Here is a 14594-nt window from a genome sequence, read left to right as displayed (position 1 = left end):
CCCGCGTCTCTCGCGTGCCCCGGCCGGGCGCTCGCGAAATGATCAAGTGATTTCTCAAGAGTTCGAGCCAGGCATCTGGTTTTGAACGTATCTTTCCCCGTTCCTGTATCTCTTGTGCAGAGACTCATAAGTCTCTGTGATGCAAGGCTTATTTTTCTCTGGCAAGCCCGTTTTTCCTTGACCCTCAACAGGGGTGTACCTATAGTGGATTGAAGTGGGAAAAAGTGGGAGAAGGTGGGAATCCACCGTACACGGCCATGTTCCGAGGCGTCAGTCAGCTCAATCTGGATGCGAAGGGGCGCCTCGCCATGCCGGCGCGCTATCGCGACGAGCTTGTGGCGTCCTGTGATGGCCAGCTGGTGGTGACCGTTCATCCCGATCGCTGTCTCCTGATGTACCCGCGGCCCGAATGGGAACGGGTCGAGCAGAACCTGATGTCGCGCCCCAATCTCAAGCCAGCCGTAGTCCGGCTGCAGCGGCTTCTGGTCGGTCATGCCTCCGACTGCGAGCTCGACGGCAACGGTCGTCTGCTGTTGCCGCAGCCGCTGCGCAAGTTCGCCGGCATGGACAAGCAGGTCGCCCTGCTGGGGCAGGGCAAGAAGTTCGAGATCTGGGACCAGGCTACGTGGGATCAGCGCTGCGAGGAGATGTTCGATGAAGGCATCGATGCAAATGAACTCGAGTCGATCTCGCTGTGATGCAGGAACAGCGACAGGCCCATGTCCCGGTCATGCTGGACACCGTGCTCGAGGGGCTGGCGGTGCGCGCTGATGGTTTTTACGTGGACGGTACTTTCGGACGGGGCGGGCACAGCCGCGCCTTGCTTGACCGTCTGGGGCCGGACGGTCGCCTGCTGGCGATGGACCGGGATCCCGAGGCGGCCGAGGCCGCCTCTTCGTTTCTGGGGGACCCGCGTTTCGCGTTCGAGCCCGCGCCGTTCTCGTCCATGGCCGAGGTGCTGCGGCAGCGTTACCCCGATCGCCGGCCGGATGGCGTGTTCCTCGATCTCGGGGTGTCATCGCCGCAGCTGGACGATGCCGCGCGCGGTTTCAGTTTCCAGCATGACGGCCCGCTGGACATGCGCATGGACCCGTCGTCCGGCGAAAGTGCGGCCGACTGGCTGGCGCGCGCCGAGGAAAAGGAGATCGCGGACGTGATCTACCAGTACGGCGAGGAGCGTTTCTCGCGGCGCATCGCCCGGGCGATCGTGCGCGCTCGTGCCGACGCCCCGATCACCCGCACCGCGCAGCTGGCGGAACTGGTGCGTGGCGCGGCCCCCCGGCGCGAACCCGGCAAGCACCCCGCGACCCGCACCTTCCAGGCCCTGCGCATTCACGTGAACGCCGAGCTGCGCGAGCTGGAGACGTGGCTGGAAACCATTCCCGAGGTCCTGCCGGCCGGGGCGCGCCTGGTGGTGATCGCGTTTCATTCGCTGGAAGATCGCATGGTCAAGCGGGCCTTCCGCGGGGACCGTGACGATGCGCCCCGCCTCCCGCGCGGGCTGCCGGTCATCCCGGAGGCGGCACCGCGTCCGTTGCGCCCGCTGGGGAAGCCGGTGCGGGCGGATGCCGGGGAACAGCAACGCAATCCGCGGGCACGTTCGGCCGTGCTGCGCGTGGCGGAGCGCAACTGATGGTCTGGCGCGGGCTCGCGATCGTCGCGCTGTCGGTGGGCGCGTTTGCGTCGGCGATTGGCGTGGTGGTGGCGCGCCACGAGGCGCGTCAGGCGTTCGTTGAGCAGCAGGCGGTGCTGGCCGAGCGCGACCGGCTCAACCTGGAATGGACCCGGCTGCAGATCGAGCAGTCCACCTGGGCGACGCCCGGGCGTATCGAGCGTCATGCGCGCGAGGAACTTGGCATGTCGCGCCCCGATGCGGATCGCCTCGTGGTGATCGGGAGGGACGCATGGGTGCGCTGAAACGCGAAATCTCAATGGGTCGGCTACGGACGCTGGTCGTCCTGCTGGTCCTGGTGCTGATCGCGCTGGTACTGCGCGCCGCCGATCTGCAGATGTTCAAGAGCGAGTTCCTGTCCGCCCAGGGGGAGGCGCGTCAGGTGCGCACGCTGACCGAGACCGCCCACCGCGGTGCGATTACCGATCGCCACGGAGAACCGCTGGCGATCTCGGCACCGGTGCAGACCGCATGGGCGCATCCGGGGGCGCTGCTGGAGGCGCGCGAGCGCTGGGGCGAGCTGGCCGCGGCCCTGGATATGGACCGCGAGATCCTGGCGGAGCGGATCGAGAGCCGCGCCGACCGCGAGTTCGTCTATCTGCGTCGGCACATGCTGCCGGCGCGGGCCGAAGCCGTGGCCGCCCTGCGCGTGCCCGGAGTGTCCCTGACGCGCGAGTTCCGCCGTTACTATCCGCATGGTGAGGCGGTAGCGCATGTGCTGGGCTACACCGACATCGACGACCAGGGCCAGGAAGGGGTCGAGCTCGCGTTCGACTACTGGCTCTCGGGGCAGCCGGGCGCCAAACGGGTGTTGCGCGACCGGCATGGTCGCACCATCCGCGACGTTGCCAGCATCCGTCCGGCGCGTGAAGGCAATCCCCTGCAGCTGACGCTGGACGCGCGGCTGCAGTTCCTCGCCTACCGCGAACTCAAGGCTGCGGTGCAGCGTCACGATGCGCGCGGCGGATCGGCCGTGCTGCTGGATGCGCGCAGCGGCGACATCCTCGCAATGGTCAATCAGCCCGGTTTCAACCCCAACAATCGCAGTTCGATCCGCTCCGACCGCGCTCGCAACCGGGCGGTCGTGGACGCGTTCGAACCCGGCTCGGTCATCAAGCCGTTTACCGTCGCGGCGGCCCTGGATGCCGATGCGGTCGACCCACACGTGACCCTGGACACCGCGCCCGGCACCATGCAGGTGGGGCGTCTGACGGTCCGCGATCTGCGCGACTACGGCACCATCGACCTGACTACGCTGATCGCGCGGTCCTCCAACGTGGGCGCAACGCGTCTCGCCCTGGACACCGAGCCGGCCGATTTCTGGCAGACGCTGCACCGCGCCGGTTTCGGACAGGCAACCGGCCTGCATTTTCCGGGCGAGGCGCGTGGCACCCTGCGCGACTTCACCGCCTGGCGCGAGGTCGAGCAGGCCACGCTCGGTTACGGTTACGGGCTCGCGGTCACGCCGCTGCAGCTGGCTGCCGGCTATACGGCCTTTGCCAATGACGGGCGTCGCCTGCCGGTGCGCCTGGTCGAGACCGCGGATGATGCCCGCGAGCCGCAACGGGTGATGACCGCGGACACCGCCGGACGCCTGCGCGCGATGATGGAACACACCGTGGGCAGCGAGGGCACCGCGCGCCAGGCCGTGATCGACGGATATCGGGTCGCCGGCAAGACCGGCACCGCGCGCAAGGCGGTGCGCGGCGGTTATGCCGAGGACCGTTACTACTCCAGTTTCGTCGGTCTGGTCCCGGCATCCGAGCCACGGTTCGTCATGGCGGTGGTCGTGGACGAACCCGCCGACGTGCATTACGGCGGGGCGGTGGCGGCGCCGGTGTTCCGCGAGGTCACCGCCTCGGCCCTGCGCATGTACAACGTGCGTCCGGACGCGATGCCCGAGATCCCGATGCAGCTCGCCACCGGCGAGGAGGCGCAGCCATGACCGCCGCGGCGACCGATCCACGGGTGGCCGGGGTGGATCTGCACGCGCAGTTTCCCGAGGCCCTGGATGGCCACGGCCCGCTGGTCGTGACCGACCTTGTGCAGGACAGCCGCGCGGTGACCCCGGGCGCCGGGTTCGTGGCCCTCCGGGGAACCCGCGAGCACGGTCTGGCCCACGCCGAGGATGCCGCGGCGCGCGGCGCCGGCGTGATCCTGTGGGACGAGGCCGATGCGGGCCCCTCCGCCGCCTCGCCTGGCGCGCCCTGCGTTCATGTTCCGGGGCTGCGTGCTCTGCTGCCAGCCATGGCGCAGCGGGTATTCGGTGCCTGGCCGGAGGCCGCGCCGATCGTCGCGGTGACCGGCACCGATGGCAAGACCTCGGTGACACATCTGATCGCAGCGGCACTCGAACGTCTGGGTACCCCGGCCGGCCTGGTCGGCACCCTGGGCGTCGGGCGTCCGGGGCAGCTGCACCCGGCCGGGCACACGACCCCGGGCGTGCTCGAGCTCCACCGGCATCTGGCCGGGCTGGCGCGCGAAGGCTGCGAAGCCGCGGCGCTGGAGGCCTCTTCGCACGGGCTCGTCCAGGGGCGTCTGGACGGGGTCCCGGTGCGCGTCGCGGTGCTGACCCGCCTGGGCACGGATCATCTGGACTTCCATGGCAGCCAGGCCGCATATGCCGAGGCCAAGGCCACGCTGTTCGACCGCCCGGGACTGTGCACGCGGGTGATCAACGCCGATGACGAGCTTGGTCACGAGCTCCTGCGCCGTCCGGTGCCCGAGGGCATCACCGACGTCACCTGGGGGCTGGAGTCTTCCGCAGCGATGGCGCGCGCCGAGGCCATCCAGGCCGGCCCGGAGGGACTGCACTTCGTCCTCGTTGCCGACGGGCGGCGCGTGCCGGTGCGGTCGCGGCTGTACGGACGGTTTCAGGTCGAGAACCTGCTGGCCACTCTGGCCGCCCTGCATGCCCTCGGACATGCCTGGGAGGCCGCCGCGGACGCGGTGGCCGAGCTGCCCGGGGTCCCCGGCCGCATGGAGCGCCACGATCTGCCGGGCGGAGCCCAGCTGGTGGTCGATTACGCCCACACCGCGCAGGCCCTGGAGGCCGCATTGAGTGCGTTGCGTCCGCACGTGCGTGGCCGCCTCTTTGTGGTCTTCGGCTGCGGCGGCGATCGCGACCGGGGCAAGCGTCCGGCGATGGGGCGCGTGGCCATGCGTGCCGCGGACCGGGTGATCGTGACCGATGACAATCCGCGCCACGAGGATGCGGCGGCCATCCGCCAGGCGGTGCTGCAGGGCTGTGACGATCCCGCGCGCTGCCGCGAGATGGGCGACCGCGAAGCCGCGGTGCGTACCGCGGTCGCCGATGCCGGGCCGGGCGACATCGTGCTGCTGGCGGGCAAGGGGCACGAAACCACCCAGCAGATCGGTGACCGGTTTCATCCATTCAGTGATCGCGAGCTGGCCGCCCGGCTGGCGCGCGAGGGGATTTCCGGGGAGGGGGAGCGATGATCCGGATGACGGCCGGAGAACTGGCGACCGCCGTGGGCGGGCGCCTGCAGGGGGACGCCGGGGTGGCATTCACCGGCGTGTTCAGCGACACGCGTAACCCGCGTGAAGGCGGGCTGTTCGTCGCCCTGCGCGGTCCGAACTTTGATGCCCATGACCATCTGCACGCCGACTTGCCGGCACCGGTGCTGCTGGTCCGCCGCGCCCGCGAAGACCTGCCGCAGGCCCAGGTAGTGGTGCCCGACACCGGCGAGGCCCTGGGGCGGCTGGCCGCGACCTGGCGCAGGCTGTGCCGCGCGCGGGTGATCGCGCTGACCGGCTCCAACGGCAAGACCACCACCCGCGAGATGCTGCGCTCGATCCTCGCGCGCATGGGGCGGGTGCATGCCACCGAAGGCAACCTGAACAACGAGATCGGGACACCGCTGACCCTGCTGGCGATGCCGGAGGATACCGATTTCGCGGTGATCGAACTGGGCGCCAACCACGCCGGCGAGATCGGCCGCATGGCCGCATGGACTCAGCCGCACGTCGCCATGATCACCAACGCCGGTCATGCGCACCTCGAAGGCTTCGGCAGCCTGGAAGGCGTGGCGCACGCCAAGGCCGAGATCTACTCGGGCCTGCCGGCCCAGGGCGGGACCGCGGTGGTGAATCTGGACGACCCGTTCGCCGACTACTGGCTGTCGCTCAACGAGCATCATCATCTGCAGCGCTTCTCCCTCGAGGGGGGCGGCGAGGTTGAGGGCGTGTGGGTCGCCCCGGATCGCCTGCGCCTCACGATCCTCGGTGCCAGCCGCGAGATCCGCCTTGCCGGTCCCGGCCGCCATGTCGCGGCGAATGCCGTGGCGGCCGCTGCCGCCGCCAATGCCGCGGGCGCCGCGATCGACATCATCGCGCAGGGACTGAGCGACTGGCGCCCGGTCGCCGGCCGCCTGCAGGCACTGCAGCACGCAGGCGGTGCCCGCATCTGGGACGACAGCTACAACGCCAACCCCGATTCTCTGCGGGCCGGTCTGGAGGTGCTGGCGGCGGTGCCCGGTCGGCGCATCCTGGTGCTGGGGGAAATGGGCGAGCTGGGCGGCGATGCAGCGGCCCTGCACGTGGCCACCGGGCGGGAGGCCCGCGCCATGGGGATCGATTTCTGCCTGGCGCTCGGCGAGCTGGGCCGCGAAACCGCCGATGCCTTCGGCGAGCAGGGCGAGTGGTTCCCCGATCATGCCGCACTGGTCGCGCGTCTGCAGGGGTTGCTGGACGAGCGAACCACCGTGCTGGTCAAGGGTTCGCGCAGCCAGCACATGGAATCCATCGTGGACGCGCTGGACGCGCAGCCCCTGAACCCGGAGGCGGCGGATGCTGTTCGCACTGACTGAATATCTCGCCCAGTTCCATACCGGGTTCACGGTCTTCCAGTACCTGACCCTGCGCGCCATCCTCGGGGTGGTCACGGCGCTGGCGATCGCGCTCCTGATCGGTCCCTCGGTGATTCGCCGTCTGACCCTGGGCAAGGTGGGCCAGAACATCCGCGAGGACGGCCCCGAATCGCACCTGAGCAAGGCCGGCACGCCCACCATGGGCGGTGCGCTGATCCTGGTGGCCGTGGCGGTGGCCACCCTGCTGTGGAGCGACCTGACGAATCGTTTCGTCTGGATCGTGCTGCTGACCACGCTGGCCTTCGGCGCCGTCGGCGGCTGGGATGACTACCTCAAGCTGCGTTACGGCAACAGCCAGGGGCTGTCGGCGAAATCCAAGCTGCTGTGGCAGACCCTGTTCGCCCTGGTGGCCGCCGGGGTGATCATGCTCACGGCCCAGGATCCGGTGGAAACCACCTTTTATCTGCCGGTGTTCAAGGACATCGAATTCAGTCTGGGCTGGCTGTTCATCCCGCTGGTGTGGCTGGTGGTGGTGGGCTCGTCCAATGCGGTCAACCTGACCGACGGGCTCGACGGGCTGGCCATCATGCCGGCGGTGCTGGTGGCCGGTGCGCTGGGCATCTTCGCCTATGCCGCGGGCCATGCGGTGTTCGCCGACTATCTCGGCATTCCCGCGGTCCCCGGGGTTGGCGAGGTGGGCATCTTCGCCGCCTCGCTGGTGGGGGCGGGGCTCGGGTTCCTGTGGTTCAACACCTATCCCGCGCAGGTGTTCATGGGCGATGTCGGGGCCCTCGCCCTGGGCGCGGCGCTGGGGATGATGGCGATCTTGACCCGCCAGGAGATCGTGCTGCTGATCATGGGCGGCGTGTTCGTGCTGGAGACCGTCTCGGTCATGCTGCAGGTCGCCTCGTTCAAGCTGACCGGACGGCGGATGTTCCGCATGGCGCCGCTGCATCACCACTTCGAACTCAAGGGCTGGCCGGAGCCGCGCGTGATCGTGCGTTTCTGGATCCTGACCGTGGTGTTCGTCCTCATCGGTCTGGCGACCCTGAAGGTGCGCTGATGGAACGGCTGCGAAGCGACAACCTGATCGTCGGGCTGGGCGCCACCGGGCAGTCGGTGGCGCGTTACCTGCTCGCGCGCGGGATGTCGTTTGCGGTTACCGATACCCGTCGCGAGCCGCCGGCCTGTGACGATCCCGAACTGGCGCGGATCCTGAACGAGCGTTGGGTCGGCCCGCTGGACGGCCTGGATGCGAGCGGGGTGCGTCGCCTGATCGTCTCGCCCGGGGTGGCCCTGGAACACCCGGTGATCGCCGCCGCAAGTGAGGCCGGCGCCGAAGTCACCGGGGATATCGACCTGTTCGCCCGCGAGGCCGGAGCCCCGGTGATCGCGATCACCGGTTCCAACGGCAAGAGCACGGTGACCGCGCTGGTCGGCGAGCTGCTGGATGCGGCCGGCTACGCGATGGCGATGGGGGGCAACTACGGGACCCCGGCGCTGGACCTGCTGGAACGCGACCCGGAGGTGTTCGTGCTGGAGCTGTCCAGCTTCCAGCTGGAACGGTGTCACGAGCTTGCGCCCGCTGCTGCCGTAGTGCTCAACCTGTCGCCGGATCACCTCGATCGCCATCCGGACATGGCCGCCTACCTGCGCGCCAAGCAGCGGGTGTTCCGCGGCGCGCGGCGCGGACTGCTCAATCGTGACGACCCGATGGTGGCGGAGCTGACCACCCCGCCGGGCATGGCGCGCGAGACCTTCGGTCTGGGCGCGCCGGCGGCGGACGCCGACTGGGGCGTGTGTGTCGGCGGCCACGGGGAGGGACCGCAACTGTGTCGCGGCGGCCAGGCCCTGCTGGAGACCGCGCGCCTGCGCATGCGCGGCCAGCACAACTGGGCCAACGCCCTGGCCGCACTGGGCCTGGTCTGGCCGTGGCTGGACTCGGCGGGGCGCCGGGCGCGGGCCCTGGCGGCGCTGGCCGATTTCCCGGGGCTGCCGCATCGCTCGCAGTGGATCGCCTCGGTCGACGGCGTGGACTGGATCAACGATTCCAAGGGCACCAACCTCGGTGCCACCCTGGCCGCACTGCGCGGCACGCCCGGGCCGCTGGTCCTGATCGCGGGCGGGCAGGCCAAGGGGCAGGATTTTGCCCCGCTGGCCGACCAGCTGGCCGGCAAGGTGCGCGGCGCGGTGCTGCTGGGCGAGGACGCGCCGTTGATCGCGCGTGCCCTCGCCCCGGTGGTGCCGGTGCAGCGGGTCGACGACATGGATGCGGCGGTGGCGCATGCCGCAGAATGGGCGCAGCCGGGTGACACCGTGCTGCTGTCGCCCGCCTGCGCCAGCCTGGACATGTATCCGGACTATCGCGCCCGGGGTGATGACTTCGCCCGGGCCGTGCGGGAGCTGGCCGCATGAGCGCCCCGGTCAGCCAGCCGACTTCGCCCATGGTCCGGCGCCTGCAGCAGGAGGTGGACCTGCCGCTGCTGGCGTTGACCGCGGCGCTGGTCGCGCTGGGGCTGGTGATGGTCGCTTCGGCCTCCATGGAGATGGGCGCGCGTGATTTCGGCAATGCCTGGCACTTTCTGCAGCGCCAGGTGTTGTTTGCCGCGCTGGGTACGATGGCCGCGGTGGCGGCATGGAACGTGCCGCTGGCGCGCTGGGAACGCGCTGGCCCGTGGCTGCTGGCGCTGTTCCTGCTGATCCTGGTGGTGGTCCTGCTGCCCGGCGTCGGACGCACGGTCAACGGGGCAACCCGCTGGATCCCGATCGGAGCGTTCAACCTGCAGGTGGCCGAGCTGGCCAAGCTGCTGGTGGTGATGTACCTGGCGGGCTACATCGTGCGTCATTACTCCACCCTGCGCCTGCAGCTGGCCGGGTTCGTGCGTCCCCTGGTGGTGCTGGGGGCGGGTACCGTCCTGCTGTTGCTGCAGCCGGATTTCGGCGGGGCCGCGATCATGCTGGCGATCGGCATGGGCATGCTGTTCCTCGCCGGCGCCCGCCTGTCGCAGTTCCTCGCGCTGGGGGGCACGATCGCGGCGGGCATGGCGGTCGCCGCGGTCGCGGCCCCTTACCGCGTGGCGCGCCTGACGGCGTTCCTGGACCCGTGGCAGGACCCGTTCGCGAGCGGTTTTCAGCTGACCCAGTCGCTGATCGCGATCGGCTCCGGCGGGGTCACCGGCTCGGGCCTGGGCGGCTCGGTGCAGAAGCTGTTCTACCTGCCGGAGGCGCACAACGATTTCCTGTTCGCGGTGTTCGCCGAGGAGTTCGGTTTCTTCGGTGTGCTGGTGCTGATCGCACTGTTCGCAGGGCTGGTCTGGCGCTGCCTGCGCATCGGCCTGGAGGCCCAGCGCAGCGGTCATGCCTTCGGTGCCCATCTGAGCTTCGGCGTGGCGATCTGGCTGGGCCTGCAGGCGGCCCTGAACATGGGCGTGAACATGGGGCTGCTGCCGACCAAGGGGATGACGCTGCCGTTTTTGTCCTACGGCGGCAGTTCGCTGATCGTCAGTATGATTGCGGTCGGTCTGGTGCTGCGGGTGGCCCGCGAGGCGCGGACCCCGGCGCCGGCCCCGGTGCCTCGCCGGCGTTCGCGCGCCGCCCGGCAGAGCGGAGGTGCGGCATGACGGCCCCGCGCGTGCTGATCATGGCCGGCGGTACCGGCGGCCATGTCTTCCCCGGGCTGGCGGTGGCCGAGGCCCTGCGCGAGCGCGGGGTCGAGGTGGTCTGGCTGGGGACTCGTGCGGGCGTGGAGGCGCGCCTGGTGCCGCAGGCCGGGATTGACCTGCATACCCTCCCGATCACGGGCCTGCGTGGCAAGGGGCTGCTCGGGCTGGCCTTCGCCCCCTGGCGCCTGGGGCTGTCGTTGTGGGCGGCCCTGTTGCTGCTCCGGCGCATTCGCCCGCATGCGGTGATCGGTTTCGGCGGGTTTGCCGCGGGACCCGGCGGGCTGATGGCCGCGGCCCTGGGACGCCCCCTGGTGATTCACGAACAGAATGCGGTGGCCGGCCTGACCAATCGCTGGCTGGCGAAGGTCGCCGACCGCGTGTTCGCCGGTTTCGACGGTGCGTTCCCGCCCGGGGTGCGCGCCACGCGGGTTGGCAATCCCGTGCGCTCCGCGATCGCGGCCCTGCCCGCCCCGGGCGAGCGCTACGCCGCACGCGGCGGGCCGCTCAATATCCTGGTCCTGGGAGGCAGCCTGGGCGCGCGTTCGCTGAATCACGCGGTGCCCGCCGCGCTCGGCCTGCTGCCGTCGGAGCAGCGCCCGCAGGTTCTGCACCAGGCCGGCTCGCGCACCCTGGAAGAAGCCCGCGCGGCGTATGCCGACGCCGGGGTGGAAGCCACGGTCACCGAGTTCATCGCGGACATGGAGGCGGCCTGGGCCGAGGCGGATCTGGTGATCTGTCGCGCCGGAGCGCTGACCGTAGCCGAAGTGGCGGCCGCCGGTGTGGCCGCGGTGTTCGTGCCGTATCCGCATGCGGTGGACGATCACCAGTATGCGAATGCCGAGGCCCTGGTGGACGCCGGGGCGGCCTGGCGTTTCCGCGATGCCGAGCTGGAGCCGCAGGCGCTGGCGAAGCTGCTGGGCTCGCTGGACCGCGAGACCCTGCGCGACCGTGCCGAACGCGCGCGGGCGCTGGCCTGCCCCGACAGTGCCGCGCGCCTCGCCGATGTCTGTGTGGAACTGGCGGGGCCGGGCCCCGCGGGGGAGGGATCATGAGCCACGCGCGCCTGCCGGAACATGCGATGCGCCGCATCCGCCGGATCCACTGCGTGGGGATCGGCGGCTCCGGGATGAGCGGCATCGCGGAGGTGCTGCATCAGCTGGGTTACCGGGTCTCCGGTTCGGACCTGGGCCGCTCGCCGATGATCGACCGCCTGGTGGAGATGGGCGTGCGCGTGGTCGGCGAGCACCGGCCGGAGAACGTGGCCGAGGCCGACGTGCTGGTGGTGTCTTCGGCCATCGATCCGTCCAATCCCGAGGTCGCCGCGGCGCGCGAGCGCGGTATCCCGATCGTGCGGCGTGCCGAGATGCTGGCGGAACTGATGCGTTTCCGCTTCGGGATTGCGGTCGCCGGGACCCATGGCAAGACCACCACGACCAGTCTGGTGGCCAGCGTGCTGGCGGAGGCGGGCATGGATCCGACCTTCGTGATCGGCGGGCGGCTCAATTCCACCGCCAGCCACTCGAGCCTGGGCGCCGGTGACTACCTGGTGGCCGAGGCCGACGAGAGCGATGCCTCGTTCCTGCATCTGCAGCCGCTGCTCGCGATCGTGACCAACATCGATGCCGATCACCTGGGGACCTATGGCAATGATTTTCGCCAGCTGCACGAGACCTTTCTCGAGTTCCTGCACCACCTGCCCTTCTACGGGCTGGCGATCCTGTGCGCCGATGACCCGCAGGTGCGCGAGCTGATGCCGGAGCTGGAACGCCCGCGGCTGACCTACGCGATCGATGCCGAGGCCGACGTGCGTGCCCTCGATGTGCGCCAGGAAGGCGTGCAGACGCATTTCCGCCTGCAACTGCCGGAGGCCGGTGAGCCGTTCCCGGTCACCCTGAATCTCCCGGGGCGGCACAACGTGCTCAATGCTCTGGCCGCGGCCGCCGTGGCCTGGGAGCTGGAGGCCCCGCGCGAGGCGATCGCCACGGCGCTCGAACGCTTCCAGGGCATCGGGCGGCGGTTCCAGGTCCACGAGTGGGCGGGGCCGGCCGGGCCGGTGACGCTGGTCGACGATTACGGTCATCACCCGCGCGAGATCGCCGCGACCCAGGCCGCGGCGCGGGATGCCTGGCCCGGTCGCCGGCGGATCACCGTGTTTCAGCCGCATCGCTACACCCGCACCCGCGACCTGTTCGAGGACTTCGTGGAGGCGCTGTCGGAGACCGACGTGCTGATCCTGCTGGAGGTGTATGCCGCGGGCGAGGCGCCGATCGCGAGCGCAGACGGGCGCAGCCTGGCGCGGGCCATCCGTCTGCGCGGCCAGGTCGAGCCGATTTTCGTGGAACAGGCCGCGGACGTGGCCGGCGTGCTGGAGGGGCTGCTGCAGGCGGATGACGTGATCATCGCTCAGGGGGCGGGCGACATCGGTCGCCTGGCGGCCCTGCTGCCGCAAGAGCTAACCGGAGGTGGCGCATGACACCGCTGGACCCTGCCCTGGCCGCGGCGCGTCATCTGCACGAGCTGCAGCCACGCGGCGAACTGCAGGCGCGGGCACCGCTGGCGCCGCTGACCTCATGGCGTGCCGGCGGGCACGCCGACTGGCTGTTCCGCCCGGCGGACCGCGAGGATCTCGCGAACCTGCTGGCGCAGGTCGCCCGCCTCGCGCCGGACCTTCCGATCACCTTTCTTGGCCTCGGCAGCAACGTCCTGGTGCGCGACGGCGGCATTGCCGGGCTGGTGGTGCATCTGCAGGGCGTTCTGGCCGAGCGGAAACGCCTGGACGGCGACCGGGTGTTCCTGGGCGGCGGGCTGGCCTGTGCCCAGGCTGCGCGCTTCTGTGCCCGCGAGGGCCTGGTGGGGGCGGAGTTCCTTGCCGGCATCCCCGGCACCGTGGGCGGCGCCCTGCAGATGAACGCCGGGGCCTGGGGCGGCGAGACCTGGCCCCTGGTGGAATCGGTGGAGGTGATCGATCGTGAGGGTCGCCTGGAAACCCGCCGCCCGGATGCGTTCCGGGTGGGTTACCGCCGGGTCCAGGGGCTCGATCCGCGCGAGCGCCTGTGGTTCACCGGGGCGACCCTGCGTCTGAGCCCGGGCGACCCGGAGGCCGGTACCCGGCGCATCCGCGAACTGCTGCGCGAACGCTCGGCAAAACAGCCGCTGGGTCAGCCGTCGTGCGGTTCGGTGTTCCGCAATCCGGAAGGCGATCACGCCGCACGCCTGATCGAGGCGGCCGGACTCAAGGGCCTGCGCGCGGGCGCGGCCGAGGTCTCGCCGGTGCACGCCAATTTCATCACCCACGACGGTACGGCGCGGGCGGAAGACATCGAGCGCCTGATCGACACGGTGCGCAACACGGTGGAGCAGCGGTTCGGCGTCCGCCTGGAGCCGGAGGTACGCATCCTGGGCCGGTTCATCGACCCGGGCGACGACAGCGAGGGAACGGCATGAATCGTAACGACGCAGAGCCCCGCGACTATGGCCGGGTGGCGGTATTGATGGGCGGCTGGTCCGGAGAGCGCGAGGTCTCGCTGGCCAGCGGCAACGCCGTGCTGGCGGCCCTGCGACGTCAGGGCGTGGATGCGCATCCGGTCGATCTCACGCGGGCGCACATGGGGCATCTGCACCTCCCCCTGGAGGGGTTCGACCGGGTCTTCATCGCGCTGCATGGAGAGTGTGGCGAGGACGGGGCCCTGCAGGGCTGCCTGGACCTGGCCGGCATGCCTTACACCGGCACCGGCGTGCTGGGTTCCGCCCTGGGGATGGACAAGCTGGCCTGCAAGCGACTGTGGACCGGGAGCAACCTGCCCAGTGCGCCCTACCGGTTGCTGAACCCGGGGTTCGACCCGGATGCGGTGGCCGAGGCGCTGGGGCTGCCCCTGATCGTGAAGCCGGCCCGCGGGGGCTCGAGCCTGGGCATTACCCGGGTGGATCGGGCGGCCGATCTCCCGGCCGCCTGGGAGGCGGCGCGCAGCCAGCCCGGGCAGATCTTCGCCGAACAGTGGATCGAGGGCCACGAATACACCGTGGCCATCCTCGACAACCAGCCGCTTCCGGTGGTCGAGATCCGTGCCGACGGCGGGTTCTACGACTACCACGCGAAATACGAGTCGGACCGCACCGGGTATGTCTGCCCGCCGCCACTGGATGAAAGCTCGTTGCTGGAATTGCAGTCACTGGCGCTGGGTGCGTTTGCCGCGCTGGAAGCCTGCGGCTGGGGACGGGTCGACATCCTGCAGGACGAGCACGGCGACAACCATCTGATCGAGATCAACACCGTGCCCGGCATGACGGATCACAGCCTGGTGCCCAAGGCGGCGGCCGAGGCGGGGATCGATTTCGACACCCTGTGCCTGCGCATCCTGGACTCCAGTTTCCAGTGCGGAGGGCTGCGATGAATCGCCGGCGCACCCCGCCGGCAGCGCGCTTCGCGCGGCT

13 protein-coding genes are annotated in these 14594 nt (G+C 70.3%); all 13 read left to right on the top strand.

Annotated elements, in window-relative coordinates; translation table 11 throughout:
* The first annotated feature begins 257 nt into the window (after positions 1–257).
* Genes mraZ through D893_RS04800 form a run of 13 tightly spaced genes read left to right on the top strand, consistent with a single transcriptional unit; the run spans position 258 to position 14554 of the window.
* Positions 258–698 (top strand): division/cell wall cluster transcriptional repressor MraZ, encoded by a 441-nt coding sequence (gene mraZ / locus D893_RS04860; RefSeq protein WP_018947381.1) that lies wholly within the window; start codon positions 258–260, stop codon positions 696–698.
* Complete coding sequence (gene rsmH / locus D893_RS04855; protein WP_110619266.1) at positions 698–1633, top strand: 16S rRNA (cytosine(1402)-N(4))-methyltransferase RsmH; 936 nt, start codon at positions 698–700, stop codon at positions 1631–1633. The genes mraZ and rsmH overlap by 1 nt, the downstream gene beginning before the upstream one ends.
* Positions 1633–1917, top strand: a complete 285-nt coding sequence (ftsL, locus tag D893_RS04850) for a cell division protein FtsL (protein WP_018947379.1) — start codon at positions 1633–1635, stop codon at positions 1915–1917. Before rsmH ends, ftsL begins: the two co-directional genes overlap by 1 nt.
* Positions 1905–3617 carry a penicillin-binding protein 2 gene (locus D893_RS04845; RefSeq protein WP_110619265.1) on the top strand — a complete coding sequence of 571 codons (1713 nt, stop codon included), beginning with the start codon at positions 1905–1907 and terminating at the stop codon, positions 3615–3617. The genes ftsL and D893_RS04845 overlap by 13 nt, the downstream gene beginning before the upstream one ends.
* Entirely contained in the window at positions 3614–5131 is a 1518-nt protein-coding gene (locus D893_RS04840) for a UDP-N-acetylmuramoyl-L-alanyl-D-glutamate--2,6-diaminopimelate ligase (protein ID WP_018947377.1), read from the top strand. The genes D893_RS04845 and D893_RS04840 overlap by 4 nt, the downstream gene beginning before the upstream one ends.
* Positions 5128–6501, top strand: a complete 1374-nt coding sequence (gene murF, locus D893_RS04835; RefSeq protein WP_110619264.1) for a UDP-N-acetylmuramoyl-tripeptide--D-alanyl-D-alanine ligase — start codon at positions 5128–5130, stop codon at positions 6499–6501. The genes D893_RS04840 and murF overlap by 4 nt, the downstream gene beginning before the upstream one ends.
* Complete coding sequence (mraY, locus tag D893_RS04830) at positions 6482–7564, top strand: phospho-N-acetylmuramoyl-pentapeptide-transferase (protein WP_024328184.1); 1083 nt, start codon at positions 6482–6484, stop codon at positions 7562–7564. Before murF ends, mraY begins: the two co-directional genes overlap by 20 nt.
* Positions 7564–8916: a UDP-N-acetylmuramoyl-L-alanine--D-glutamate ligase gene (murD, locus tag D893_RS04825; RefSeq protein WP_110619263.1), complete on the top strand. Its 1353-nt coding sequence runs from the start codon at positions 7564–7566 to the stop codon at positions 8914–8916. The genes mraY and murD overlap by 1 nt, the downstream gene beginning before the upstream one ends.
* Entirely contained in the window at positions 8913–10121 is a 1209-nt protein-coding gene (gene ftsW, locus D893_RS04820) for a putative lipid II flippase FtsW (RefSeq protein WP_029681154.1), read from the top strand. The genes murD and ftsW overlap by 4 nt, the downstream gene beginning before the upstream one ends.
* Positions 10118–11215 (top strand): undecaprenyldiphospho-muramoylpentapeptide beta-N-acetylglucosaminyltransferase, encoded by a 1098-nt coding sequence (gene murG, locus D893_RS04815; protein WP_110619262.1) that lies wholly within the window; start codon positions 10118–10120, stop codon positions 11213–11215. The genes ftsW and murG overlap by 4 nt, the downstream gene beginning before the upstream one ends.
* The gene (murC, locus tag D893_RS04810; RefSeq protein ID WP_024328181.1) at positions 11212–12636 is read left to right on the top strand and encodes a UDP-N-acetylmuramate--L-alanine ligase; all 1425 of its coding nucleotides are present in this window, start codon (positions 11212–11214) and stop codon (positions 12634–12636) included. The genes murG and murC overlap by 4 nt, the downstream gene beginning before the upstream one ends.
* Positions 12633–13607, top strand: coding sequence for a UDP-N-acetylmuramate dehydrogenase (gene murB, locus D893_RS04805; RefSeq protein WP_077244792.1), 975 nt, complete (start codon positions 12633–12635; stop codon positions 13605–13607). Before murC ends, murB begins: the two co-directional genes overlap by 4 nt.
* Positions 13604–14554 (top strand): D-alanine--D-alanine ligase, encoded by a 951-nt coding sequence (locus D893_RS04800; RefSeq protein ID WP_024328179.1) that lies wholly within the window; start codon positions 13604–13606, stop codon positions 14552–14554. Before murB ends, D893_RS04800 begins: the two co-directional genes overlap by 4 nt.
* Positions 14555–14594 lie beyond the last annotated feature (40 nt).

Origin of the sequence: Thioalkalivibrio sp. ALE21 (genome assembly GCF_003208255.1) — a bacterium.
Taxonomy (GTDB): domain Bacteria; phylum Pseudomonadota; class Gammaproteobacteria; order Ectothiorhodospirales; family Ectothiorhodospiraceae; genus Thioalkalivibrio; species Thioalkalivibrio halophilus.
Note: the sequence above shows the minus strand (reverse complement) of the source record. Positions and strands in the feature narration are given on the sequence as shown.

What these genes read in the sequence shown, in the direction of transcription:
- murB (WP_077244792.1), top strand. Translation starts at nt 12,633, where the DNA reads ATGACACCGCTGGACCCTGCCCTGGCCGCGGCGCGTCATCTGCACGAG.
- D893_RS04840 (WP_018947377.1), top strand. Translation starts at nt 3,614, where the DNA reads ATGACCGCCGCGGCGACCGATCCACGGGTGGCCGGGGTGGATCTGCAC.
- murF (WP_110619264.1), top strand. Translation starts at nt 5,128, where the DNA reads ATGATCCGGATGACGGCCGGAGAACTGGCGACCGCCGTGGGCGGGCGC.
- D893_RS04845 (WP_110619265.1), top strand. Translation starts at nt 1,905, where the DNA reads ATGGGTGCGCTGAAACGCGAAATCTCAATGGGTCGGCTACGGACGCTG.
- D893_RS04800 (WP_024328179.1), top strand. Translation starts at nt 13,604, where the DNA reads ATGAATCGTAACGACGCAGAGCCCCGCGACTATGGCCGGGTGGCGGTA.
- mraZ (WP_018947381.1), top strand. Translation starts at nt 258, where the DNA reads ATGTTCCGAGGCGTCAGTCAGCTCAATCTGGATGCGAAGGGGCGCCTC.
- mraY (WP_024328184.1), top strand. Translation starts at nt 6,482, where the DNA reads ATGCTGTTCGCACTGACTGAATATCTCGCCCAGTTCCATACCGGGTTC.
- ftsW (WP_029681154.1), top strand. Translation starts at nt 8,913, where the DNA reads ATGAGCGCCCCGGTCAGCCAGCCGACTTCGCCCATGGTCCGGCGCCTG.
- ftsL (WP_018947379.1), top strand. Translation starts at nt 1,633, where the DNA reads ATGGTCTGGCGCGGGCTCGCGATCGTCGCGCTGTCGGTGGGCGCGTTT.
- murC (WP_024328181.1), top strand. Translation starts at nt 11,212, where the DNA reads ATGAGCCACGCGCGCCTGCCGGAACATGCGATGCGCCGCATCCGCCGG.
- rsmH (WP_110619266.1), top strand. Translation starts at nt 698, where the DNA reads ATGCAGGAACAGCGACAGGCCCATGTCCCGGTCATGCTGGACACCGTG.
- murD (WP_110619263.1), top strand. Translation starts at nt 7,564, where the DNA reads ATGGAACGGCTGCGAAGCGACAACCTGATCGTCGGGCTGGGCGCCACC.
- murG (WP_110619262.1), top strand. Translation starts at nt 10,118, where the DNA reads ATGACGGCCCCGCGCGTGCTGATCATGGCCGGCGGTACCGGCGGCCAT.